Origin of the sequence: Microbacterium sp. NPDC064584 (assembly GCF_040687315.1) — a bacterium.
In the GTDB taxonomy this organism is placed as follows: Bacteria; Actinomycetota; Actinomycetes; order Actinomycetales; family Microbacteriaceae; genus Microbacterium; species Microbacterium lacus.
In genome coordinates this window covers 169,349-192,690 of the sequence record NZ_JBFBMZ010000007.1, presented here as the reverse complement: position 1 = coordinate 192,690, position 23,342 = coordinate 169,349, and the positions used below count along the sequence as shown (strand labels likewise).

20 protein-coding genes are annotated in these 23,342 nt (G+C 68.9%); 9 read left to right on the top strand and 11 right to left on the bottom strand.

Going from position 1 to position 23,342, the window contains the following annotated elements:
• Positions 1-47: 47 nt before the first annotated feature.
• The 3 genes from glp to AB0P18_RS11830 are packed head-to-tail and all read left to right on the top strand — an operon-like array spanning position 48 to position 2,097.
• The gene (gene glp / locus AB0P18_RS11840) at positions 48-1,247 is read left to right on the top strand and encodes a gephyrin-like molybdotransferase Glp (protein WP_363360173.1); all 1,200 of its coding nucleotides are present in this window, start codon (positions 48-50) and stop codon (positions 1,245-1,247) included.
• On the top strand, positions 1,244-1,834 hold the full coding sequence (locus AB0P18_RS11835) for a molybdenum cofactor guanylyltransferase (protein WP_363360172.1): 591 nt from the start codon (positions 1,244-1,246) through the stop codon (positions 1,832-1,834). Before glp ends, AB0P18_RS11835 begins: the two co-directional genes overlap by 4 nt.
• On the top strand, positions 1,831-2,097 hold the full coding sequence (locus tag AB0P18_RS11830; protein WP_363360171.1) for a DUF6457 domain-containing protein: 267 nt from the start codon (positions 1,831-1,833) through the stop codon (positions 2,095-2,097). Before AB0P18_RS11835 ends, AB0P18_RS11830 begins: the two co-directional genes overlap by 4 nt.
• Here AB0P18_RS11830 and AB0P18_RS11825 read toward each other — a convergent pair whose 3' ends face one another.
• The 4 genes from AB0P18_RS11825 to AB0P18_RS11810 all read right to left on the bottom strand — a co-directional run bounded on the left by AB0P18_RS11825 (position 2,098) and on the right by AB0P18_RS11810 (position 8,414).
• Positions 2,098-4,398 (bottom strand): FdhF/YdeP family oxidoreductase, encoded by a 2,301-nt coding sequence (locus tag AB0P18_RS11825; protein ID WP_363360170.1) that lies wholly within the window; start codon positions 4,396-4,398, stop codon positions 2,098-2,100.
• Between the two features lie 71 nt (positions 4,399-4,469).
• On the bottom strand, positions 4,470-6,380 hold the full coding sequence (locus AB0P18_RS11820; RefSeq protein WP_363360168.1) for a helicase HerA-like domain-containing protein: 1,911 nt from the start codon (positions 6,378-6,380) through the stop codon (positions 4,470-4,472).
• Positions 6,381-6,389: 9 nt separating this feature from the next.
• Positions 6,390-7,070: a phosphatase PAP2 family protein gene (locus tag AB0P18_RS11815; RefSeq protein WP_363360167.1), complete on the bottom strand. Its 681-nt coding sequence runs from the start codon at positions 7,068-7,070 to the stop codon at positions 6,390-6,392.
• Between the two features lie 114 nt (positions 7,071-7,184).
• A complete protein-coding gene (locus tag AB0P18_RS11810; protein ID WP_363360196.1) occupies positions 7,185-8,414 on the bottom strand; it encodes a multidrug effflux MFS transporter in 1,230 nt (409 codons plus the stop codon).
• A 303-nt stretch (positions 8,415-8,717) separates the two neighbouring features.
• Here AB0P18_RS11810 and AB0P18_RS11805 point away from each other — a divergent pair, with 303 nt between their 5' ends.
• From AB0P18_RS11805 to AB0P18_RS11795, 3 genes are read left to right on the top strand one after another with little or no spacing between them, the layout of a single operon-like run.
• On the top strand, positions 8,718-9,437 hold the full coding sequence (locus AB0P18_RS11805; RefSeq protein ID WP_363360166.1) for a DUF3105 domain-containing protein: 720 nt from the start codon (positions 8,718-8,720) through the stop codon (positions 9,435-9,437).
• A 3-nt stretch (positions 9,438-9,440) separates the two neighbouring features.
• Positions 9,441-10,118, top strand: coding sequence for a DUF305 domain-containing protein (locus tag AB0P18_RS11800; protein WP_344055385.1), 678 nt, complete (start codon positions 9,441-9,443; stop codon positions 10,116-10,118).
• 4 nt (positions 10,119-10,122) lie between these two features.
• The gene (locus AB0P18_RS11795; protein ID WP_363360165.1) at positions 10,123-10,521 is read left to right on the top strand and encodes a hypothetical protein; all 399 of its coding nucleotides are present in this window, start codon (positions 10,123-10,125) and stop codon (positions 10,519-10,521) included.
• Here the strand turns inward: AB0P18_RS11795 and AB0P18_RS11790 are convergent.
• Complete coding sequence (locus AB0P18_RS11790; RefSeq protein ID WP_363360164.1) at positions 10,472-12,934, bottom strand: HAD-IC family P-type ATPase; 2,463 nt, start codon at positions 12,932-12,934, stop codon at positions 10,472-10,474. The two genes, AB0P18_RS11795 and AB0P18_RS11790, sit on opposite strands and share 50 nt — an antisense overlap.
• Before the next feature lie 64 nt (positions 12,935-12,998).
• On the opposite strand from AB0P18_RS11790, the gene AB0P18_RS11785 reads away from it, so the two are divergent.
• A complete protein-coding gene (locus tag AB0P18_RS11785; protein ID WP_363360163.1) occupies positions 12,999-15,236 on the top strand; it encodes an alpha-galactosidase in 2,238 nt (745 codons plus the stop codon).
• Positions 15,237-15,290: 54 nt separating this feature from the next.
• Here the strand turns inward: AB0P18_RS11785 and AB0P18_RS11780 are convergent, their stop codons facing one another.
• The 3 genes from AB0P18_RS11780 to AB0P18_RS11770 form a co-directional block, all read right to left on the bottom strand.
• Positions 15,291-16,244 carry a carbohydrate ABC transporter permease gene (locus AB0P18_RS11780; protein WP_363360162.1) on the bottom strand — a complete coding sequence of 318 codons (954 nt, stop codon included), beginning with the start codon at positions 16,242-16,244 and terminating at the stop codon, positions 15,291-15,293.
• On the bottom strand, positions 16,241-17,236 hold the full coding sequence (locus tag AB0P18_RS11775) for a sugar ABC transporter permease (protein ID WP_363360161.1): 996 nt from the start codon (positions 17,234-17,236) through the stop codon (positions 16,241-16,243). Before AB0P18_RS11775 ends, AB0P18_RS11780 begins: the two co-directional genes overlap by 4 nt.
• A gap of 110 nt (positions 17,237-17,346) precedes the next feature.
• Positions 17,347-18,678 carry an ABC transporter substrate-binding protein gene (locus AB0P18_RS11770; protein ID WP_363360160.1) on the bottom strand — a complete coding sequence of 444 codons (1,332 nt, stop codon included), beginning with the start codon at positions 18,676-18,678 and terminating at the stop codon, positions 17,347-17,349.
• A gap of 253 nt (positions 18,679-18,931) precedes the next feature.
• On the opposite strand from AB0P18_RS11770, the gene AB0P18_RS11765 reads away from it, so the two are divergent.
• Complete coding sequence (locus AB0P18_RS11765; protein ID WP_363360195.1) at positions 18,932-19,981, top strand: LacI family DNA-binding transcriptional regulator; 1,050 nt, start codon at positions 18,932-18,934, stop codon at positions 19,979-19,981.
• Positions 19,982-20,060: 79 nt separating this feature from the next.
• Here AB0P18_RS11765 and rplL read toward each other — a convergent pair whose 3' ends face one another.
• From rplL to AB0P18_RS11750, 3 genes are all read right to left on the bottom strand, one after another.
• On the bottom strand, positions 20,061-20,450 hold the full coding sequence (gene rplL, locus AB0P18_RS11760) for a 50S ribosomal protein L7/L12 (protein WP_179434199.1): 390 nt from the start codon (positions 20,448-20,450) through the stop codon (positions 20,061-20,063).
• A 45-nt stretch (positions 20,451-20,495) separates the two neighbouring features.
• A complete protein-coding gene (gene rplJ / locus AB0P18_RS11755) occupies positions 20,496-21,011 on the bottom strand; it encodes a 50S ribosomal protein L10 (protein ID WP_344055394.1) in 516 nt (171 codons plus the stop codon).
• Positions 21,012-21,384: 373 nt separating this feature from the next.
• Positions 21,385-22,311, bottom strand: a complete 927-nt coding sequence (locus AB0P18_RS11750) for a hypothetical protein (protein WP_363360159.1) — start codon at positions 22,309-22,311, stop codon at positions 21,385-21,387.
• A gap of 327 nt (positions 22,312-22,638) precedes the next feature.
• Here AB0P18_RS11750 and AB0P18_RS11745 point away from each other — a divergent pair, with 327 nt between their 5' ends.
• A complete protein-coding gene (locus AB0P18_RS11745; RefSeq protein WP_363360193.1) occupies positions 22,639-23,304 on the top strand; it encodes a YqaJ viral recombinase family protein in 666 nt (221 codons plus the stop codon).
• Positions 23,305-23,342 lie beyond the last annotated feature (38 nt).

Below are 23,342 nucleotides of genomic sequence, written 5' to 3'. Positions count from 1 at the left end.
GCATCCGAACACAGCGTCGACCCCGTCGTCTCCGCTCCGGCGACGCCGTGATCACGGTCGAACAGCACCAGCAGGCCATCCTCGCCGCTGTGCGCCCGCTCGACCGGCACACGGTCCCGCTGTCCGACGCGCTGGGAACGACTCTCCGAATTGCCGTGCACGCCGCCGTCGATCTGCCCCTTTTCGACAACTCGGCGATGGACGGCTTCGCGGTGCGCTTCGCCGACGTCGCGGCGGCGAGCGCGGCATCCCCCGTCTCGCTCCGTGTCGTGGCCGACCTGCCCGCCGGCAGCGCGCTCGACCCGCCGTTCGGCCCGGGCGAGGCCGTGCGCATCATGACCGGTGCGCCGCTGCCGGCGAGCGCCGACACCGTCGTGCCCTTCGAGGCGACCGTCGGCGGACTGGCCGACTCGCTCCGGATCGCGCAGGTCGTCGAGGCGCCGCGCGACATCGGCGCGCACATCCGGCGTCGCGGCGAGGACTGCACCGCCGGTACCGAACTCGTCCCCGCGGGTGTCGAGCTGGGTCCGCTGCAGCTGTCGGCGATCGCGGCCGCCGGCGTCGCCGAGGTGACCGTGAGTCGCCGACCCCGGGTCGCGGTCATCGCGACCGGTGATGAACTCGTGCCCGCAGGGTCACCCCTGCGTCGCGGGCAGATCCCCGAGTCGAACTCTCTGCTGCTGGCCTCGCTCGCCCGTCAAGCGGGAGCGGATGTGATCACGCAGACCACGGTCGGCGACGTCGATGCCGATCTCCGCAGCGCGATCGCCGCCGCCGCCGCAGACGGCGCCGATGCGATCATCACCTCGGGCGGCGTGAGCGCGGGCGCCTTCGAGGTCGTCAAGACCTCGGTGTCGGAAATGACCTTCGTGCAGGTCGCGATCCAGCCCGGCAGACCGCAGGGCTTCGCCGCGGGCGACCCACTGATGTTCGGCCTGCCGGGCAATCCGGTGAGCGCGGCGGTCTCGTTCGAGGTGTTCGTGCGACCCGCTCTGCTCGCGATGCAGGGGCGCACGCACATCGATCGGCGGATGCTGCGCCTCCCCGCCACAGAAGGCTGGCGGTCGCCGCACGGGCGCACCCAATACCTTCCCATCGTCGTCACCGACGGCGGAGTCGCCCCGGCGACCGATCGCGGGTCGCATCGGGCTGGCGGACTCGCCCGGGCCGGAGGCTACGCCGTCGTCCCGGTCGGGACCGACGAGATCCGCCCCGGCGACACCGTCGAGGTCATGCTCTTCTCATGAACGCCGGCGGCATCGGGGCGATCCTGCTGGCCGGCGGCCGCGGCTCCCGCATGGGCGGCGTGCACAAGCCGCTGCTCGAGGTCGGCGGCCGGACGCTGCTGGACGCCGCCCTCGGCGCCGCGCTCGACGCAGGGTGCGACCCGATCATCGTCGTCGGCCCGGCAGACGATGCCCACGCCGACCTCACCTGGGTGCGCGAAGAGCCGCCGTTCGGTGGACCGGCAGCGGCGATCGTCACGGCACTCCCGCTCGTCGCCGCGCCGCGGGTGCTCGTCCTGGCGTGCGACCTTCCGCGCGTCGCCGACGCGGTACGCGTGCTTCTCGCCGCCCCCGACATGGCGGACGGCGTCTGCCTCGAAGACGCCGAGGGCCGCCGTCAGTGGCTCACGGGCGTCTATCGCACCGATGCGCTCCGCGCGGCGGCGACGACGATCCCGGATGCCGGCCGCAACGCCCCCGTGCGCAGCCTGCTCGGCAGCCTGGCGATCACGGCGGTCGCGGCATCCGATGCCGTCGCTTTCGACATCGACACGTGGGACGATCTGAACGAGGCACGACGAGACCGAGACACGAAGGAGGAGCCGTGAGCGAGAGACTGCCGCCGGAGGCGCTGGACGCGTGGGCGGAAGAGCTGCGCCGGCTCTTCGGGTTGAGCCCCGAAGACATCCCCATTCCGCTGATCCTCGACCTCGCGCGGGATGTGGCGGTGGGCGTGGCCCGGCCAGCCGCACCACTCAGCGCATTCGTCGCCGGTCTCGCCGCCGGAAGAGCCGGCGGCTCGCCCGAGCAGGTTCGCAGAGCCGTCTCCGCGATCACCTCGTGCGCGAACGGCTGGCGCGAGGACGACTGATCAGGCCGATCGCCGCTCCAGCCGGACGATCACCGACTTCGAGGTAGGGGTTCCGCTCACGTCGGCGACCGAGTCGAGCGGCACGAGAACGTTCGTCTCGGGATAGTAAGCGGCGGCATTGCCCCGCGGGGTCGAGTACGCGACGATGCGGAACTCCTCGGCGCGGCGTTCGACGCCGTCGCGCCACTCCGAGACCAGGTCGACGATCTCACCCTCGGTGAACCCCAGTTTCTGGATGTCCTTGGCGTTCACCATGATCACCCGGCGCCCGCCGTGGATGCCGCGATAGCGGTCGTCTTTGCCGTAGATCGTGGTGTTGTACTGATCGTGCGAACGGAGGGTCTGCAGCAGCAGCCGCCCCTGCGGGATGAACGGGTACTCGAGGGGGTTCGCCGTGAACACGGCCTTGCCGGAGTCTGTTGCGAAACGGCGATCGTCGCGCGGCGCATTGGGCAGGTAGAGGGTGCGCCCCTTGGCGATCTTCTCCTCGAAGTCGTCGAAGCCCGGCACCACCTTCGAAATGTGCTCCCTGATCCGCGCGTAGTCGCGCTCGAGGGCCGCCCAGTCGGCATCCGGCACGTTCTCGCGCCCGTCGAAGACCATCGCGCACAGGCGCGCCACGATCGCGACCTCGCTGAGCATGTCGTCGGACGGTGGCGCGAGGCGACCGCGCGAGGCGTGCACGGCGCTCATCGAGTCCTCCACCGTCACTCTCTGCTCCGCTCCCCCGCGCACGTCGCGATCCGTCCGGCCCAGCGTCGGCAGGATGATCGCCCGCTTTCCCGTGACGACGTGCGATCGGTTGAGCTTGGTCGAGACCTGAACCGTCAGATCGACGTTGCCCAGCGCCGCCTCGACGACGTTCGTGTCGGGGGTAGCGCTGACGAAGTTGCCGCCCATCGCCATGAACACCCGCGTCTTGCCGTCGCGCATCGCCCGGATCGCCTCGACCGTGTCATAGCCGTGCTTGCGGGGGGCGTGGAACGCGAACTCATCGTCGAGCCACTGCAGGAAGTGCTCGGCCGGCTTTTCGTAGATGCCCATCGTGCGGTCGCCCTGCACGTTGGAATGACCGCGCACCGGGCAGACGCCCGCACCCGGGCGGCCGATGTCGCCCCGCAGCAGCAGCACGTTCACGACGTCACGGAGCGTGGCGACGGAGTGCTTGTGCTGTGTGAGCCCCATCGCCCAGCAGACGATCGTGGCCGTCGAGGTCCGCACGCGCTCCGCGACGCGCCGCAGCGCCTTCTCCGGCACACCGGTCGCGGCCACGAGCTCGCGCCACGGCACCGCCGCGACCGCCGCGGCGTAAGAGCCGAACCCGGTGGTGTGCGCATCGATGAAGTCGTGATCAAGAACACCTCCGTCGCGCTCTTCCGCCTCGAGCAGGTGCTTGCCGATCGCCTGGAAAAGCGCCTGATCGCCGCCGAGGCGGATCTGCACGAACTCGTCGGCGAGCTTCGTCCCTCCGAAGGCCACGCCGCGCGGCGTCTGCGGGTTCTCGAACCGCATGAGGCCGGCCTCGGGCAGCGGGTTGACCGCCACGATCGTCGCGCCGTTGCGCTTGGCCTTCTCGAGGGCGCTCAGCATGCGCGGGTGGTTCGTGCCGGGGTTCTGCCCCGCGACGATCAGCAGGTCCGCCTGGTGGATGTCGTCGATCGACACGGTGCCCTTGCCGATGCCGAGGGTCTCGACGAGCGCCGACCCGCTGGATTCGTGGCACATGTTCGAGCAGTCGGGCAGATTGTTGGTCCCCAACCCACGCACGAGCAGCTGGTACAGGAAGGCCGCTTCGTTCGAGGTGCGGCCCGACGTGTAGAACGTCGCCTCGTTCGGGTCGTCGAGCCCGCGCAGGGCGTCCGCGATATCGCGGAGCGCCGCATCCCACGAGATCGGCCGATAGTGGGTGGCACCCTCCTCGAGGATCATGGGGTGGGTGAGCCGTCCCTGCTGACCGAGCCACCAGTCATCGTGTGCGCGCAGCGCATCGAGCGGGTGCTCCGCGAAGAACTCCGGCGTCACCCGACGGATCGTCGCCTCCTCGGCGACGGCCTTCGCCCCGTTCTCGCAGAACTCCGCGATGTGCCGCTTGTCCTCTTCGGGCCACGCGCAGCCCGGGCAGTCGAAGCCGTCCTTCTGATTGACCTGCAGCAGGGTCTGGATGCTGCGCGCGACGCCCATCTGATCGTTCGAGATCTTGAGGGCGTGCAGCACGGCGGGCACACCGACGGCGACCTTCTTGCGCCCGGTGACGTGCACCCGGCTCTCGTCGATGTCATCCCTCGGGGGCTTCGTCGCCATACCCGCCATGCTACGCGCGGGCGATCCGCGCCTCGATGCCTCCCCCGGGCTTCCCCGCGCGTTCCGACGCGTCAGCGCCGGCCGGTGCCGAACATGCCGCGGATCACTCCGTTGAGGATCGTCTGCGTGGATTTCGAACCGAGGATCTGCTCGAGCGGCGACTTCTGGCTCGACCGCGAGGTGCGACTCGTGCCGGCGGTCTTCTTGAGCAGCCGCTCGTACTCGGCCTGCGCCTTCTTGTCGGCTGCGGCCTTCGCCTTGTCGATCGCCGCCTGCTGCTTCGCGTACTCGGCATCCGCCTTCGCCTTGGCCAGCGCCGCCTCCTGCGCCGCCGCGGCGTCGTTCGCCGCGTTCATCCGGGCGGTCAGGATCTCGCGGGCGGACTCCCGATCGATCGGGGTGCCGTATTTCGGCAGCAGAGGGGATGCCGCCACGGCGGCGTCGATCGCGGCGTCCGGCGTCGGCGACATCAGTCCCTGCGGGGCGCGCAGACGTGTCCAGGCGACGGGAGTGGGCGCGCCCTTCTCGCTCATGACGGTCACGATCGCCTCACCGGTTCCGAGTTCCTGCAGGACGCGCTCGAGGTCGTAGCCCGACCGGGGGTACGTGCCCACCGTGGCGCGGAGCGCCTTCGCATCGTCGGGGGTGAATGCGCGTAGCGCGTGCTGGACGCGTGAGCCCAGCTGCGCCAGCACGTCGGACGGGACATCCTTCGGGGTCTGCGTCACGAAGAAGACGCCGACGCCCTTCGAGCGGATGAGGCGGACGGTCTGGACGATCGCGGCGGTGAAGTCCTTGGAGGCGTCCCGGAACAGCAGGTGCGCCTCGTCGAAGAAGAACACGAGCTTCGGCTTGTCCAGGTCGCCGACTTCGGGGAGCAGCTCGAACAGCTCGGCGAGGAGGTACATCAGGAACGTCGAGAACAGCGCCGGCTTGTCGGCGACGCCGGGCACCTCCAGGAGGCTCACGATGCCACGCCCGTCCGGCGCCGTGCGCAGGAACTCGCGCACGTCGAACTCGGGCTCGCCGAAGAACACGTCGGCCCCTCCGTCGGCGAACGTGATGAGCTCGCGCAGGATCACGCCCGCGGTCGCGGCGGAAAGACCGCCGAGGTTCTTCAGCTCCGCTTTTCCCTCGGCGCTGGTGAGGTAGGTCAGCACCGCCCGGAGGTCGGACAGGTCGACGAGGGCGAGACCGTTCGCATCGGCGTAATGGAACACGAGCCCGAGGCTCGACTCCTGTGTGGCATTCAGCCCCAGGACCTTGCTCAGCAGCAGCGGACCGAATCCCGACACGGTCGCGCGGACCGGCACGCCTTTGCCGACACCGCCGAGGGCGTAGTACTCCGTGACGGATGCCGCCGGCGACCAGTCCTGCCCGATCGCCCTGGTGCGCGCGAGCAGCTTCTCGCTGGACTCGCCCGGTGTCGCGACCCCGGAGAGGTCGCCTTTGATGTCGGCGGCGAAAACCGGGACGCCCTTGGCCGCAAGCTGCTCGGCGAGCCCTTGAAGGGTGCGGGTCTTGCCGGTCCCGGTGGCTCCCGCGACGAGGCCGTGACGGTTCATCATGCCGAGCGGGATGCGGATCTGCGCATCGGGAACGGCATCCCCGTTCATGAGCGCGCCGAGGTCGAGGGTCTCCGCCGCGAAGGTGTACCCCGTGATCACGGTCTGCACCTGCTCGGGGCTCAGCGGCCCGGCGGGCACTGCCTGCGGTGCAGCCTCCGCCGCGGGTGTCGACGGCAACTCCGCGGGGGCCGGCGGGACGTCCGCTGCGGGCGCGGCTTGCTCCGGGGACGTCGATGTCGCCTGCCCCGCCGGTGCGGCCGCCGCCCTCGCGGCCGCGGCTTCGGCGGCCGCGAGCGCTGCCCGGGCCTGCGCCGCCTTCAGCTGCGCTTCAGCTGCCTCGGCCTCTGCGCGAAGCCTCGCGAGCTCCGCTTCGGCTGCGGCGACGGACGGATCGACGGGCTCGGCGGCACTCATGCGCACAGCCTACTGAGGCGGCGCGGGGGCGGACTCGACCGTCTTCTGCCTGCTCGGCCGCTCCTGGATCAGCTTCGGCGCGAAGATCCCGGCGACGATGAGGACGACGCCGATCCCGATGAGCGCGCCGCCGATGGTGTCGGTCAGCCAGTGGGCGTGCAGCACCGTGCGGCTGAGCGCCATGAGGAGGATGTACGCGACCCCGACGAGCGCGATCACGAGCCGCGGAAACAGGATGAAGGCGGCGGTCGCGAGCGTCGCCGCGTTCGCGACGTGACCGGACGGAAAGGATCCGAAGTCCGAGATGACGATGATCTCCTCGGGACGCGCGCGGCCGAACACGTGCTTGAGCACCTGGACGACGCCCGCCGCGGCGACCTCGGCGACGATGAAGAACACGGCGGACCACGGCCGCTTCAGCAGCAGCAGTGCCACGGTCGCCACGATCGGGATCGCGAAGACGCCGAACCATCCGGCGCCGATGAAGTTCATGACGTACGAGAAGGTGTCCAGGAACGGCACGTCGTTGGCGGCGAGGATCCCGTTCCACCACACGTCGACGTCGAACGTCTCGGTGCGGAAATAGATCAGGGTGCCCAGGCCCGCGGCCGCGAGCAGCAGCAGCGCCCCCACCCCGAAGAGCAGCGGCCGATTCAGATTCTCCGCGCGCGCGCTGTCAACCGTCGTCATCCGCCCATTCTGGCCGGTATCGCCGCAGAAATCGCGGGCCGCGGCGCACGGTCACGACCGTGTATGCTCCCGACGCTCCCGCTGATTCCGGTCGCCGGCGGGGCGTCGTCTCCGTCAGGGAGTGAGCATCGCGACCGTACTGGGCCGCACGATCGCCCACAGGGCGATCACGCCGATCACGGCGCACCCGAACATGACCGCCGCCATCGTGGTCGCCGTGATGCCCGCATCGCGCGAGATCCAGCCGACCACGGGCGAGATGACGCCCGCGATGCCGAAGTTCGTCGCTCCGATGAGCGACGCGGCCGTACCGGCCGCCTTGCCGTGGCGGTCGAGGGCGAGCACCTGCACGCACGGGAACGTGAAGCCGCACGCCGTCATGAAGAAGAACAGCGGGATCACCGTTCCCCAGAGGCCGAAGCCCAACTGGTCGAAGACGATGATCGCGGCCGCGGAGACGACGAGCACGCCGGTGGAGTACGCCATCACCCACTGGGGTCCGAAGCGCGCGGCGAGCCGGGAGGCGAACTGCACGCCGGTGACGACGCCGAGCGAGTTCGCGGCGAACAGCAGTCCGTACTGCTGAGCGTCGAAGCCGAACGACTGCTGGAAGAGGAACGAGGATGCCGAGAGGTAGGAGAACAGACCGCTGAACGTCATCGCCCCGATCACGAGCGTTCCGATGAAGACGCGGTCGCGGAGCACGCTCTGGTAACGCTGCAGCACGGTCGTGCTGCCCTTGTCGCTGCGCCGGGCCTTGGGCAGGGTCTCCGGGATCACGAAGATGGCGCAGGCCAGCAGGACGGCTCCGTAGATTCCGAGCACGACGAAGATGCCGCGCCACGGCATGACGGCCAGGAGCGCCGATCCGACCAGCGGCGCGGCGACCGGCGCGACGCCCGAGACGAGCGCGAGGCGCGACAGCATGACCACGAGGCGCTTTCCGCCGAACAGGTCACGGACGATCGCCATCGCGACGACGCCGCCCGCGGCCGCGCCCATTCCCATGCCGACGCGCGCCACCATGAGGAGCTCGATGGACGGGGCCAGTGCGGCCGCCGTGCTCGCCACGACGTGCAGAGCCGTCACCACGAGGAGCGGAACGCGGCGACCCACCTTGTCGCTGAGCGGTCCGACGATGAGCTGGCCCAGTGCGAAGCCGACCATCGTCCCGGTGAGCGTGAGCTGGATCACGGCGGCGGTGGTCTGGAAGTCCTCTTCCAGCACCGGGAAGGCCGGCAGATACAGGTCGATCGTGAACGGCCCCAGCGCCGTGAGGGCGCCGAGCAGCACGATGTACAGCACCCGGCGGCGGTGCGTGATGGCATCCCCGGGATGCAGCATGATCGGCGCCGTCGCGGGGTTGCTCCCGAGCGTGCGGATCGCACCGGTCGTGCGGGGGACGTGCGGCTTCTGGGTGGGCGTGGAGGCGGTATCGAGCACAGGGATTCGTTTCGTGGCAGCGCGGGTGACGGGGGGGGGTGCCGGAGGTGCGGCGGGAATCGCGACAGAGCGTCGTCGAATCGATTCGAACTCCCATGATACCGGACACAGGCCCCTTCCTCACAGCCCCCTCTCGTATGCGCTCGCATAGGATGTGCCTACCTTCCGAGCCGCCTTCAGGGCGCCCGAGCCGAGATCAGATCCATGACCCCGACACCCCCGCGCCCCGCCGACAAGAAGACCAGCGGCAACCCCGCGACCCAGGCCCAGATCAACCAGACCGTCAAGCAGCAGCGCGAGCAGAAGCGCCAGGAGAAGCTGGTCGAGTACCAGAAGCAGCTCGCGAAGCGCCGGCGCGGCAAGGTGGTCTGGTGGACCGTCGGCTCGGTGGTCGCCGTCGGCGTGGTCGCCGCGATCATCGCGTCGATCGTGTTCGCTCCGGCGCAGGCGCCGACGCTGCAGCCGGGCGACGGGGACGGATCGTCGATCCAGGGTGTGGAGACGTTCGAGAACACCGCCAACCACGTCGAGGGCTCCGTCGACTACGCGCAGAGCCCGCCGACCGGTGGGGACCACAACGCGATCTGGCTCAACTGCGGCATCTACGACCAGCCCGTGCCGAACGAGAACGCGGTGCACTCGCTCGAGCACGGCGCGGTGTGGATCACGTACGACGCCGAGCAGGTCGCCGGCGCCGAACTCGACGCCCTGAAGGCCCAACTGCCCTCCTCCTACATCGTGCTCTCGCCGTACGAGGGCCTGGATTCCCCCATCGTGATGAGCGCATGGAACGCCCAGCTGAAGCTCGACTCCGCCGATGACGCACGCGTGTCCGAATTCCTTTCGGCCTACTGGCGCAGCCAGAACGCCCCGGAGCCCAACGCCTCCTGCTCGGGTGCACTGAACGCCCCCGGCAAGCAGTAGCGCATGACGTCCGAGGACGCCCCCCGCTCGTCGCTGCCGCGCTGGCTCGCGATCGTGCTGGCGTGTCTCGCGATCGGCGGTCTCGCTTTCGCGGTCGGCCGCTTCTCGACGTTCGGCTCCGTGCCGGCGACCCCGGGCACGGCATCCGCTGATGCGGGCTTCGCGCGCGACATGCAGGTCCACCACGCACAGGCGATCGCGATGGCGATGGAGATCTACCGCAAGACCGAGGACGACGAGCTGCGCGTGCTCTCGTACGACATCGCGACCGGGCAAGCCGGGCAGCGCGGCGAGATGTACGACTGGCTCGTCCAGTGGGGGCTGCCGCAATCCGGCGGCCCCATGATGGCGTGGATGAGCGGGGCTCCCGGCGGTCACGAGCACGGCGGTGGCGGATCCGCCCTCAGCGACGACGAGGCGCGGGCCGCGATGGGCATGGCGACGGATGCCGAGCTCGACGCCCTCGCGGCGGCGACCGGCTCCGAGGCGGACTGCCTGTTCCTCGAGCTCATGATCCGCCACCACGAGGGAGCGATCCCGATGGCGCAGGCGGCGATCGACCTGGGCTCGGTCGAGCGCGTGCGTCAGGTCGCCGAGGCGATGCGCGCCGGCCAGACGGCCGAGATCGACGCGATGACCGCGATGCAGGCGCGCTTGGGGTGCACCGCCTCGCTACAGTGATCGGGTGAGCGACGCCGCACCCACCGTGAAGGTCCAGCCGCTGCTGGTGCGCGTCGCTGTCGTGCTCGTCTACCTCAGCGGTTTCGTGAGCGTCGCGATCGGCATCCTGGTCCTGCTCAGCCGGTACCAGGTCGACAGGGCGGAGGTCCTGCCCGTCTCGCTGCTCGGCGCCGGCGTGATCCTCTTCGGACTCCTCACGGTCGCCGTCGCCTCGGGCATCGCGCGGGGCCGCCCGGGGGCGCGTCTTCTCCTGACGATTTACCTGGTGATCCAGACGGTGCTGCACATCGTCACGATCGTCACGGCCGACACGTGGGACTGGACCTCGATCGCCGAAGTGGCGCTCTACGCCTTCATCGGCCTCGCCGTCTGGACACCGCCGGGGTCGCGCTACTTCCGCTGAGGATGCGCGCCACGTAGCGCCGGTGGAAGAACCGGACGATCTCGATCGCGCCGATCGTGAGGATCGTGACGAGGGTCACGAGGTAGGCGCACTCCTCGCCGGGATCCACGAGTTGGAAGAACTCGGTGGACAGCGGGATCGTGAAGATCGCGATGAGCGCGATGAACATCGCGCCGATCACGACCGCCTTGTACCGGTTGATCGGCCGCGAGAGCACGGTGAGGACCCAGATGCCGACGATCGCGAGGATGATCGTGGACCCCGTGCGCAGCTGAGGCTCGTCGACGCCGAGCGCCATCGCACCCCGCGTGTACAGGGTGAGGGCGATCGCGATGATGAGGCCGGACGGGATCGCGAAGCTCAGCGACCGACGCAGGAACCCCGGGACGTAGCGCTGCGTGTTCGGCATGAGCGCGAGGAAGAACGCCGGGATGCCGATCGTCAGGCCGTCGGTGATCGAGAGCTGACGCGGCAGGAACGGGAACTCCATCACGAGGATCCCGAACAGGACCGCGAGTCCGGTGGCGTACGCCGTCTTGGTGAGGAACAGCATCGAGACGCGCTCGATGTTGGCGATCACCTGCCTCCCCTCTGCGACGACATCGGGAAGGTGCGAGAACTGCCCGTCCAGCAGCACGAGACGCGCGACGGCTTTCGTGGCCGCCGCGCCCGAGTTCATCGCGATGCCGATGTCGGCCGACTTGATCGCGAGAGCGTCGTTCACGCCGTCGCCGGTCATCGCGACGACGTGCCCGCGCGACTGCAGCGCGAGCACCATGCGCTTCTTCTGCTCGGGGGTCACCCGCCCGAAGACGGTGTGCTCCTCGAGCACCTCGGCGAGCGCCGCATCATCCTCGGGGAGCATCCGCGCGTCGAAGCCGTCCGCGACATCCAGCCCCACTTCGCGGGCGATGGCCGCGACGGTGCGCGGATTGTCGCCGGAGATGATCCTGATGCCGACCCCCTGCTCGCCGAAGTACGACAGTGTCTGCCGCGCATCGGGCCGCACCTGCTCGCGGAAGGTGAGCACGACCGCCGGCTCCACTCCGTCCGGCAGGCGCTCTGCGTCGACATCGCCCGGGTCGAGGCTCGCGGGCGTGAAGCCGAGGACGAGCGTGCGCCGACCTGACGACGCGCGCTCGACGACGGTACGCCCGAATTCCGCGGTGACGTCGCTCGCGGCATCCCCGAACACCATCTCCGGCGCGCCGAGCACCCACGTACCGGGTGCACCCGCGAAGGAGACGGCGCTCCACTTCCGGGCGGACGAGAACGGGATGTACGCAGCCACCGCCTCGGGCGCGGACACGGGAAAGGGGTCGCGGAGGCAGCGCGCCGTCGCGTTCGCGTCCGGGGCGGCGCCGTACCAGGCGAGCGTCTTCTCCCACCCGGGAGCCGTGACGTCCAGCGCGTGGGCGTCGTCGAATGCGATCTCGCCGCCCGTGAGCGTGCCCGTCTTGTCGAGGCAGATGACATCCACGCGGGCGAGCCCCTCCACCGCGGGCAGTTCGTTCACGAGTACCTGGCGGCCCGCGAGCTTCGCGGCCCCCACCGCGAACGCGATCGAGGTCACGAGCACGAGGCCCAGCGGGATCATCGCGGTGAGTGAGGCGATCGTGTTGACGACCGCCTGCACCCACGTGCCGCTCTGCCAGGCCTGTACCCAGCCGCCTGCGACCATCATCTGGGCGTTGAGCACGAGGAGGCCGATCGGCCCGATGCCCCAGCCGACCCACGTGAGCACGCGGTCGATCGAGGTGCGCAGCTCGGAGGCGACCATCGAGAAGCGCTTGGCCTCATCGGCGAACCTGTTCGCGTACGAATCCGCTCCGACACGGGTGGCCTGCGCATCGCCCTCCCCCGCGACGACGACCGAGCCCGACAGCGCCTCGTCGCCGTCGTTCTTGTCGACCGCGTCGGACTCGCCGGTGAGCATGGACTCGTCGATCTGCAGTGCGCGGGCGCGGACGACCACCGCGTCCGCGGGCACCTGGTCCCCGGCCCGGAGGACCAGGATGTCGTCCTGCACCACGTCGCCCGGGGCGATCTCGACCTCGACGCCGTCGCGCCGGACGCGGGCGCGGGGGGCGTTCAGCAGCGCCAGCCTGTCGAGCTTGGACTTCGCCCGGAACTCTTGGACGCACCCGATGATCGCGTTCGCGAACGCCGCGAGGCCGAACAGCGCGTCCTGCCACCGGCCGAGCAGGAGCAGCACGAGGAAGCAGCCGCCCACGATCGCATTGAAGAGCGTGAAGACGTTCGCGCTCACGATGTTCCATGCGCTGCGACTCGTATCGGCGGTGAAGGCGTTCGAGCGGCCGTCCGCCTGACGCTCCGCGACCTCCCCCGGGGCGAGCCCGCGGTCGGGATCGGTGCGGGGCGCGTCCGCGGCGACGTCGGTGGCGGCATCCATGGATCACACTGTATGACCCGCACGGCCGTGCGGTGGCGCGGTCGATGCCGGAGAATGGTCGCTTGTGAGCACCCCTCCCGATGCCCTGATCCACCTCGCGCACGCCGGCGTCTCCCTCGTCGTCGACGCCCGCGCCGGCGCGCTCCCCGCGATCGTCCACTGGGGCGAGCAGCTCGAGGAGTTCGACGAGACCGCGCTGGCGAGCCTGAGTGATGCGACGGTCCCTGTCGTCGGGTCCAACAACGTCGACACTCCGCCGCGCGTCGCCCTCCTCCCCGAGCACCACACCGGGTGGACCGGCCGGCCCGGCATCTCGGGTTCGGCGCAGGGGCGCGGCTGGTCGCCGCTGTTCCGCACGACTGCGCTCACGCTCGACGGGGCGCGGGTCGACGGTTTCGTCCAGGCGGATGCCGGACTCCTCGTCTTCGACGCCGTCGACGACCGCGGGGAGCTGTCGCTGCGGCTGGAGCTCGAACTCCTGGACAGCGGGCTCATCCGAGCACGAGCGGCGCTCCGCAACGAACGGGACGCTGCCTACACGGTGGACGACGTCTCGTTGGCCTTCCCCCTCCCCGCAGAGGCCACCGAGCTCCTGGACTTCACCGGCCAGCACAACTACGAGCGCTTCCCGCAGCGCGGGCCGCTCCGGGCCGGCATCCATCTCCGGGAGAACCGGCGCGGACGCACGGGAGCCGACAGCGCGTTCGTGCTGCACGCCGGCGAGGCCGGCTTCGGCTTCGAGAAGGGCCGGGTCTGGGCGGTGCACACCGCGTGGAGCGGAAATCACCGCCACTACGCCGAGCGCGTGTACACCGGCGAGCAGGTCCTCGGTGGCGGCGAGGTGCTGCTCTCCGGCGAAGTGGTGCTGCAGGCGGCGGAGCAGTACGTCACGCCCTGGGTGTACGGCTCGTACGGCGATGGGCTCGACGAGGTCGCCCACCGCTTCCACGACCACTTGCGCGCGGTGGGCTCCGGCCGACCGGCGGAGCGCCCCGTGACCCTGAACGTGTGGGAGGCCGTCTACTTCCGCCACGACGCGGGCGAGCTGATCGCCCTGGCCGACAAGGCCGCCGACATCGGCATCGAGCGCTTCGTGCTGGACGACGGCTGGTTCGGCGCACGACGCACCGATCGCGCCGGACTCGGCGACTGGGTGGTCGCCTCCGACGTCTGGCCGGACGGTCTGCACCCGCTCGTGGACCACGTCCGGGCGAAGGGCATGCAGTTCGGGCTGTGGTTCGAGCCCGAGATGATCAACCTGGACAGCGACCTGGCCCGACGGCATCCGGAATGGATCATGGCGGCGCGCGACGAGCTGCCGGTCGAATCGCGCGCGCAGCACGTCCTGAACCTCGCCGCCCCCGGTGCGTACGAGCACGTCAAGACCCAGATGCTCGCGCTGCTGGACGAGTACCCGATCGACTACATCAAGTGGGATCACAACCGCGACCTCACCGAAGCCGGCGACCGCGAGCACGGCGGTCGGCCGGTCGTGCACGCGCAGACCCTCGCGTTCTACCGACTCCTCCGCGAGCTGAAGGACGCGCACCCGGGACTGGAGATCGAGTCGTGCTCGTCCGGCGGGGGCCGGGTCGACCTCGGGGTGCTCGAGCTCACGGACCGCATCTGGGTCTCGGACAACAGCGACCCCCACGACCGGCAGTCGATGATGCGCTGGTCGGTGCAACTCGCACCGCCCGAGTACCTCGGCGCCCACATCGCGTCGGACCGCTCGCACACGACCGGCCGGCGACTGGACCTGTCCTTCCGGGCGAGCACGGCGATCTTCGGGCACCTCGGCATCGAGTGGGACCTGAACGAGGCGACGGATGCCGAGCTCACTCTGCTGCGACGCTGGATCGCCCTGCACAAGGAGCATCGCGCGCTGTTGATGGGCGGGACGGTCGTGCGCATGGATACGATCGACCCTCGCGTCATCGTCCACGGAATCATCGCGCCCGATGATTCCGAGGCCCTGTTCTCCTCCGCTCTCCTGGACACCACCGTTCCCGAACCCGCCGCTCGGCTCAAGCTGCGGGCCCTCGATCCGGAGCGCACGTACCACCTGCAGCCGCTGATCATCGGACCGCTGCCGTCCGGGCTCATCCCCCCGCGCTGGTGGGGCGAGCCGAGCGACGCGGAGGCGCTCGCCGCCCAGGAGTACTGGGACCGCGCGCAGCGCAAGGATGTGTCGTACCCGGGCGCGCGGTTCCGCGGAGACGTGCTCGCGCGCGTCGGCGTGGCCGCGCCCCGCATCCACCCCGATCAGGCCGTGCTCTACCGGGCGGTGGCCGTCGACTGAGGCCCACGACGAAAGGCCGGAAGCGTCGCTCCCGGCCTTTCGCGTTCGTGCGGCTTACTTCACCGATCCGGCGGTGAGACCGCGGACGAAGAAACGCTGCAGCGCGAAGAAGATCACCAGCGGGACCACGAGGGTGATGAACGAACCCGCCGCGACCCGCTGCCAGCCCTGACCGTACTGACCGAGGAGCGTGTAGAGCCCCTGGGTCAGCACCTGGTTGGGACCGCTCTGGATGAACAGATACGCCACGAAGAAGTCGTTCCACACCCACAGGAACTGGAAGATCGCGAACGAGGCCAGCGCCGGCACCGACATCGGGACGATGAGCCGCCAGAAGATCTGGAAGTGGCTCGCTCCGTCCACGCGCGCTGCCTCGATGAGCGAGTTCGGCAGCGTCTGCATGTAGTTGCGCAGGATGTAGATCGCCAGCGGCATCGCGAACGTCGCGTGCACGATCCACGCCGCCGGATACTGCCCGATGATCTGGATGCCGGTGGTGTTCCCGAACCAGACGAACAGCTGCAGGATCGGGATCACCGCGATCTGGATCGGCACCACCATGAGCGCCAGGATGATCGCGAAGTAGACCTCTTTGCCACGGAACTGGAAGAACGTGAACGCGTACGCGGCCATGGCCGCGATCATGACCGGCAGGACCGTCGCCGGCACCGTGACCGCCACGGAGTTCCAGAACGTCGTCCCGGCGTCCAGCGCCGTCCAGGCCTGCGAGAACGCGTCGAAGGTCCAGTCCTGACCGAACGGGTTCAGGAAGACCGTCCACCATCCGCTGGCGTCGACGTCGGCCTTGCTGCGGAAGCTCGTGATCAGCAGACCCAGCAGCGGGAACAGCCAGGCGATCGCGATGATCGCCATGATGATCGTGATGAGGACGCGCGGCTTCGCCTTTTCCGTGCCGTCCTTATTGAGCTTCTTCGCCCGTTTCTGGGTGTCGACGATCTCGCGCTTGCCCGCATCTTCATCGACGATCGGAGTCGGTACGAATGTCATCGGAGTTCCTCCTGCGACTTGTAGCTACGGACTTGATACACGATGAGCGGGATCACGGCGATCATGAGGACGATCACCACGGCCGCGGCCTTGCCCGGGTTCTGGAAGCTGAAGAGCTGCGTGTAGAACTCGACCACGAGGACGCTCGTGTTGTACTGCCCGCCGGTCATCGCGTAGATGATGTCGAAGCTCTTCATGACGAAGATCGTGACCGTGACGAACACCGCGAGCACGGTGCCGCGGATCTGCGGGACGATCACGAGGAAGAACGTCTTCCGCTCGGTCGCGCCATCCAGGCGCGCCGCCTCGATCGTCTCCTCGGGCACGCCCTTGATCGCCGCCGACAGCAGCACCATCGCGAATCCGACCTGCAGCCAGATCACGATGAACATCAGCAGGAAGCTGTTGACCCGGGCCGCGTCGATCGTGAGCCAGGGGATCGGATCCTGCCCCGTCACCGTCGTCCAGATCGCGTTGAGCAGGTAGATCTGCGGGTTTCCGGGCGGCGCGTAGAAGTAGATGAAGCGCCAGGTGACCGCCGCCGCGATGCCGCTGATCGCCATCGGGATGAAGATCATCGCCTTGAACGACTGCTCGCGCCGCTTGCCGAGACGGTCGGTGAGGATCGCCACCAGGAGTCCGACGAGCACCGTCGCGGCAGGAACCACCAGAACCCACAGCAGGTTGTTGATCAGGACGCTGATGAAGTTCGGGTCGGTGAACAGCGAGATGTAGTTGTCGAAGCCGACGAATGTCGCGCTCTCCCCGCGGCGCTGGCTCTGCTTCATGAAGCTCTCCACAAACGTGCGCAGAGCCGGATAGAGCAGGAAGACCGCGACCAGCACGATCACCGGAAGCAGGAAGACATACGGCAGCAGCCGGGCCTTGGTCTTGTCGTTGGTTCGCTCGACCAAGAAGTTGAGGAGCCAGAAGATCACGAACGAGATACCGAGGCCCAAGACCACGGATATGAGTGCACTGAAGATGGCCATCGATACCGCCTGACGTCGTTGTGAGGTTGATGTGATGCTAGTGGGGAGCGGCGCCGGTGCACATCACCGGCGCCGCTCCTTGTTCGCTCACTCGGAGCGGTGACGGAGGATTACCGCGGCCAGGACGCGTCGATCGCGTCGAAGGCCTGCTCCATCGTCTTCTGACCGGCGAACCAGCTGGTCAGCTCACTCCACTCGGTACCGGCGCCGACCTCACCCGGCATCTGGTCGGACGCGTCGAAGCCGAACAGCGTGGATGCAGCGAGCAGCTCCTGCGCCTTCTTCTGGAACTCCGTGGTGTAGTTCGAGGTGTCGAAGTCGTTGTGCGGAGAGAGGAAGATGGCCTGGCTGGCGTAGCCGTTCGTGCCGAAGTCCTTCCCCGTGATGTACTCCACGACCTGCTTGACCTCATCGGAGTCGGTGAAGGCGCCGACCAGGTCACCACCACCGAGCATCGCGGTGTCGGTCCCGTCGGGAGAGGGCAGCTGGAAGAAGTCGATGTTCGACAGGTCGCCCTCCTGGATCTGCGCCTTGATGTCGTCGGGGAAGAAGTCCGCGATGAACGATCCCTGGCGCATCATGAAGCACTGGCCGTTCTCCTTCCCGCTGACAAAGAGCTGGTTGCCCGCGGTCTGGAAGGCGGTCGTGGCCGCAGCCGGGCCGCCGCCGTTGATCTTGCCCTCGGTGAGCAGCTCCTCGGCGACCTTGTCGCCGGCCTTGTTGACCGTCGGGCTGTTGAACAGCGTGTCGCCAGCGATCCAGGAGTTGTACTCCTCCAGCCCGCCGTAGCGGAGGACGTACTCCTCGAGCCAGTCGGTGGCCGGCCATCCGGTCGCGCCGCCGGACTCGAGACCCACGCACCACGGGTAGCCGAGGCCCTGGTCGATGATCTGCTGCTGGACTGCGGTCAGCTCCTCATCGGTCGTCGGAACGGTGAGCCCCGCCGCTTCGAAGGCCGCCGGGTTGTACCAGACGAGCGACTTGACGTTGATCGAGTACGGCAGGCCGAAGGTCTGGCCGTCGACCACGGCGATGTCGCCGAGGCCGTTCGCCTCGTCCGCCGTGATCGCCTCGACATCGATGCCCAGGTCCTCCAGCGGGAACAGCTGCTGGGTCTGGCTCTTCAGCACGCCCGGCTGGGGGTAGATCGCGATGTCCGGCGGGTTGCCTGCCGTGGCGCGGGCGATGACTGCAGTCTGGAAGTCGGTGTTGCCGTCGTAGCGGACTTTGATGCCCGACGTCTCGCCCCACTTGTCAAGGTCGGCCTGGAAGGCCTCGGCCTGGGCGTCGGTGAACCCGCCCAGAATGGTGACCTCGCCACCGCTGCCGCCGCTGTCGCCGCCCCCGTCGCTTCCCCCGCCGGTGCAGCCGGCGAGTGCGATGCCCGCGACGCCCAGGGCGGCGAGCGGGATCAGGATACGTCTGCGCTGTGACATGCCCATGTGTGCTTCTCCTCTTCGAGTTCACGCGTGTCCGCGTCGCGGTCACTTCGGGAACCGCTTCCACACAAGCTAGGGGAAATCGCCCCGGTACACAACAGTTGTTCTTCGAATGCGCTCTGATCGTTGCAAACTCGGGCGATCGTTATGGGTTCTATCCCCGGAACCGTTCCCAGAAACGCTCGGATCTCGTATGCTGATCGCCAGCCGCACGGGCGTGCGGATCGGCAGAGCGGCCTCGGAGGCGGTGACGGACGTGAGTGGCATCGCTGAGGTCGCACGACTCGCGGGAGTCTCCAAGTCCACCGCGAGCCGCGCGCTCGGGGGCACCGGCTACGTCTCGGAGGAGACCCGTCAGCGCGTCCATCAGGCCGCGGCGTCGATCGGCTACGTACCGTCCACGAGCGCCGTGAGCCTCGCGACCGGACGGACGCAGAACATCGGCGTGGTGATGCCGTACGTGAACCGCTGGTTCTTCGCCGAAGTCCTTGAGGGGATCCAGCAGGTGCTCCTGGCACAGGGCCTGGACCTCACGCTGTACGACGCGAAGCCCGGGACCGAGGGACGCAATCGGATCTTCGAGGACTTCCTCGCCCGCAAACGGTTCGACGGCCTGATCGCCGTCGGACTCGAACCGGATCACCAGGAGCTGGACAGACTCGTCGCGATCGGCCGGCCGATCGTGAGCGTCGTCGGATCGAGCAACGTGACCACCGTGGTCGAGATCGACGACGACCATGTCGCGCGCCGAGCGACCGAGCATCTGATCGCACTCGGCCATCGTGACATCGCCTTCATCGGCGGCGGGCTGAGCACCCACTGGGCGCAGGTCGACCGGCGCCGGCTGGACGGCTACCTCAATGCGATGAAGACCGCCGGCCTGTCCGACCACGTCCGCCACATCTACTCCGACGTCACGCTGCCGGGCGGCTATGCGTCGGCCGTGGACGCGCTCGGGGAAGCGCGCGGAAGGCCCACCGCGATCGTCGCCACGTGCGACGAGGTCGCGATCGGGGCGATCATCGCCGCCGGGCGCCTCGGCGTGCAGGTGCCGAGCGATCTGAGCGTAATCGGCATCGACGACCACGAGTTCGCCGACATGTTCGCCCTCACCACGCTGCGGCAGACTCCGCGCGAGCAGGGGCGGGTCGCGGTGCAGCTGCTCCTGGAGCACCTGGACGACCCGACGCAGCCCCCGAAGACCGTGCGCATGACGTCCCAATTGGTCGTACGCAATTCCACCGCGGCGCTGGACCCCCGCGCGTCGGCGGTCGCGATCGATGGCCGGCGGCAGAGCGGCCTTTGACTCTCACCCCGCTTCTCCCCGACCGACGACGAAGACCCCGGATGCAGCATCCGGGGTCTTCGTGAATCTCAGGACGAGATTACTTGAGCGTGACGGTCGCGCCGGCCTCTTCGAGAGCGGCCTTCGCCTTGTCAGCGGTCTCCTTGTTGGCGCCCTCGAGGACGGCCTTCGGAGCGCCGTCGACGACGGCCTTCGCCTCACCGAGGCCGAGCGAGGTGAGCTCGCGGACGACCTTGATGACCTGGATCTTCTTGTCGCCGGCGGCCTCGAGAACGACGTCGAACGAGTCCTTCTCCTCGACCTCTTCAGCGGCGGCACCCGCGCCACCGGCGGCGGGACCGGCCACGGCGACGGGCGCGGCGGCGGTGACGTCGAAGGTCTCCTCGAACGCCTTGACGAACTCGCTGAGCTCGATGAGCGTGAGCTCCTTGAACGCGTCGAGCAGCTGCTCAGTGCTGAGCTTTGCCATGATGATTCTCCTTGATTCGGGGTTTTGCTATGCCGGGACCTGAGATCAGGCCGCGGACTCCTGCTTCTCACGCAGCGCGTCGACCGTGCGAACGGCCTTCGACGGCAGCGCGTTGAAGACATAGGCCGCCTTGGTGAGCGAGGCCTTCATCGCACCGGCGAGCTTCGCCAGCAGGACTTCACGGCTCTCGAGATCGGCGAGCTTGTTGACCTCTTCCGCGGTGAGGGGGTTGCCATCGAAATAGCCGCCCTTGATCACCAAAAGAGGGTGTGCCTTGGCGAAGGCGCGCAGACCCTTCGCGACGGAGACCGGGTCTCCGTGCACGAACGCGATGGCCGAGGGACCCTTGAGGTCCTCGTCCAGCGACGAGATCCCCGCCTTGTTGGCGGCGATCTTGGTGAGCGTGTTCTTCACCACGGCGTATTCCGCATCCTGACGAATGCTGTTGCGCAGCTCCTTGAGCTGGGCAACCGTCAGACCGCGGTACTCGGTCAGCAGAACGGCGGTCGAGTCCTCGAAATGCTTCGTGAGCTCGGCGACCGATGCATCCTTCTGCGCCATGGCCACTCCTTGTGTGTACGAGACGCTCCGGGGTGCCGGGGCGTCGGCCGACGGCATCCGCTCATCGGATCTCGCCCCGGAATGACAAAAGCTCCGGCGCAAGCGCACGGAGCTGGATTCTCAGAACGAGATTCGTGTCGTACACCTGCGCGGGCCCCTGCACTGCAGAGCTTCGATCGTCATGCGCTTGCGCGCACGTCGATGACCAGCGGTCTTCGGCTGTATCCCAGTGTACGCACCCCCGGTGTTCGCTCCAAATCCGCGCCGCCTGGCGTCGAGTGCACGACGTGTCACCGAGCGCACGGCTCGGCCGCGGCGCGAGGCCGTGCGGTCGGTGCAAAGTCGTGCGCTCGGCCGCGGGACTGCTCGCAGGTCACGAAGGCGGCCGGATGCCGAAGGACGCGAGCCTCCGGCCGAGCGCGGCCGCGCTCACGATGTGCTCGTCCTCCCAGCGTACGAATCTCCACTGGGTCGTGCCTCTGATCCAGTCCTCACGTCGCTTCTCTTCCAGCAGCACCTGCTGCAGCGGGATGCCGCGGCGCATCGCCTCGTCCGTGTACTTGCCCTGGCCGTCGAACTCCCCGAACGTGCGCACGTCATCGAGGCCGAAGTCGACGAAGTACCGACGTCCGCGCGGAGCGGGCACCGGCACCTGCAGGTGGGGGCGCGCGAATCCCAATCGGACCAGTCGCAGGCGACTCACGCTCTCGCCCGGGAGCTGCGCTCTGCCGTCGGAGAAGTCCGCGACCCACCGCGCCTGCCGAATCCCCCGTGCGCCGTCGGCATCGATGAGCCGCCGCTGCAGACCTTCCCGCCACGCCAGTACGGCATCCTGATCCCACGCCCTCCCCCGCAGTGCCATCTGACGCTCGCCCGCATCGGCGCAAGCCAGCGCGGTCTCGAGCGGAAGTGTCCGGATGACGTCGAAGACCGTGCGCGCGAGTGACGTGCACCTGATGCCCCACCGCACGACGATGTCGTCCGCGCGCAACGGCGCGACGTGTCTGCGGACATCCGAGCCGCTCGAGATCCGCACCGGGGCGGGCGTGGTCAGGTGCACACGATCGGGTCGGTGACGGTACAGAGGGAGGCCCCACAGCACGGCGGCGGATTCGTGGGAGGCCACCGCACCGCCGCGCGAGTCCCTCGCCACCGCGATCACGTGCGCGAGATGTCGACCCTCCGGCCACATCTGCGCGGCATCCGCCGCCTCGAGGAAGGATTCGCGACGCAGCACGAGCAGCTCACCGCGATCGACCGCACCGGCGATCGCGCGGTCGGTCCACCCGTCCTCGCGCAAACCGGATCTCGATCGAACGAGGGGGGACAGTTCCGCTAGGGAGAAGGCACGTCGCATCGGTTCAGAGTCAGGCCCCGCAGCGACCCGCAGTCTGAGATCCCGGCATCTGTGGACACCCGGAGCGCGCGCGCTCCGTGTGGAGGAGACGATCGCACCCGCCGAGCGCACGGGTCCGCGCCGAGCGCACGACTTTTCAACGTGCGCATGCCGTGCACTCGGCAGGAACTCGTGCACTCGGCGCAGCAGGGGCCGCGGACGCGGGTGTCGCGCCACCGCGTGGGGGCGAGCGGGGTTAGCCTCGAAGGCGTGTCACCCGAACTCGCCGCCCTGCACCCCGGGCTCGCCGCCCGGGTGGTGGCGGACTCGCGCGATCGCGTGGCCTGGATCCGCGCTCGATCGCGGGGCATCACCGCGACGGACGTCGCCACGCTGACCTCGCCGAACGCGATCGCGAAGGCCGCGGATGCGAAGCTCATGGGCTCGGGGTTCTCGGGCAACGCCTACACCGCGCACGGCCGGGTCCGCGAACCCGAGATCGCACGCTGGGTGGCGGCCACCCACGGCATCCTGCCCTCCAGCGCGCTCTTCCACGCCGAAGTGGAGAAGCGCCACCTCGCGACCCCGGACGGCGTCACGGTCGACGGCGACGGTCGGGTGATCCTCTGCGAGATCAAGACGACCAACAAGTCGTGGCGCAGCATCCCGCGCACGTATCTGCGGCAGATCTGGTGGCAGCAGCACGTCCTCGGCGCCGAGCGCACGCTCGTCGCGTGGGAGGAGCACGACGGCTTCGTCCCGGTCGGCGACGAGCCGAAGTGCGCGTGGGTCGATCGCGACGAGGTCGAGATCGGCCGCCTCGTGCACCTGGCGACGACCCTCATCGACGAACTCCACCGCCGGACGATGCTCGCTCGTTCGCAGCCTCCCGCCGAGCGGATGCCGGCCCCTCGGCCGCCGCGCGAGCCCTTCCGCGCCCTCGCTCTCGCTGACTGACCCCGTGCCCGGCGCGCGATCAGCAGCCGCGGAACGGG

What these genes read in the sequence shown, in the direction of transcription:
- AB0P18_RS11835 (WP_363360172.1), top strand. Translation starts at nt 1,244, where the DNA reads ATGAACGCCGGCGGCATCGGGGCGATCCTGCTGGCCGGCGGCCGCGGC.
- AB0P18_RS11825 (WP_363360170.1), bottom strand. Translation starts at nt 4,398, where the DNA reads ATGGCGACGAAGCCCCCGAGGGATGACATCGACGAGAGCCGGGTGCAC.
- AB0P18_RS11820 (WP_363360168.1), bottom strand. Translation starts at nt 6,380, where the DNA reads ATGAGTGCCGCCGAGCCCGTCGATCCGTCCGTCGCCGCAGCCGAAGCG.
- AB0P18_RS11815 (WP_363360167.1), bottom strand. Translation starts at nt 7,070, where the DNA reads ATGACGACGGTTGACAGCGCGCGCGCGGAGAATCTGAATCGGCCGCTG.
- AB0P18_RS11810 (WP_363360196.1), bottom strand. Translation starts at nt 8,414, where the DNA reads ATGCTGCATCCCGGGGATGCCATCACGCACCGCCGCCGGGTGCTGTAC.
- AB0P18_RS11805 (WP_363360166.1), top strand. Translation starts at nt 8,718, where the DNA reads ATGACCCCGACACCCCCGCGCCCCGCCGACAAGAAGACCAGCGGCAAC.
- AB0P18_RS11800 (WP_344055385.1), top strand. Translation starts at nt 9,441, where the DNA reads ATGACGTCCGAGGACGCCCCCCGCTCGTCGCTGCCGCGCTGGCTCGCG.
- AB0P18_RS11790 (WP_363360164.1), bottom strand. Translation starts at nt 12,934, where the DNA reads ATGGATGCCGCCACCGACGTCGCCGCGGACGCGCCCCGCACCGATCCC.
- AB0P18_RS11780 (WP_363360162.1), bottom strand. Translation starts at nt 16,244, where the DNA reads ATGACATTCGTACCGACTCCGATCGTCGATGAAGATGCGGGCAAGCGC.
- AB0P18_RS11775 (WP_363360161.1), bottom strand. Translation starts at nt 17,236, where the DNA reads ATGGCCATCTTCAGTGCACTCATATCCGTGGTCTTGGGCCTCGGTATC.
- AB0P18_RS11770 (WP_363360160.1), bottom strand. Translation starts at nt 18,678, where the DNA reads ATGGGCATGTCACAGCGCAGACGTATCCTGATCCCGCTCGCCGCCCTG.
- rplL (WP_179434199.1), bottom strand. Translation starts at nt 20,450, where the DNA reads ATGGCAAAGCTCAGCACTGAGCAGCTGCTCGACGCGTTCAAGGAGCTC.
- rplJ (WP_344055394.1), bottom strand. Translation starts at nt 21,011, where the DNA reads ATGGCGCAGAAGGATGCATCGGTCGCCGAGCTCACGAAGCATTTCGAG.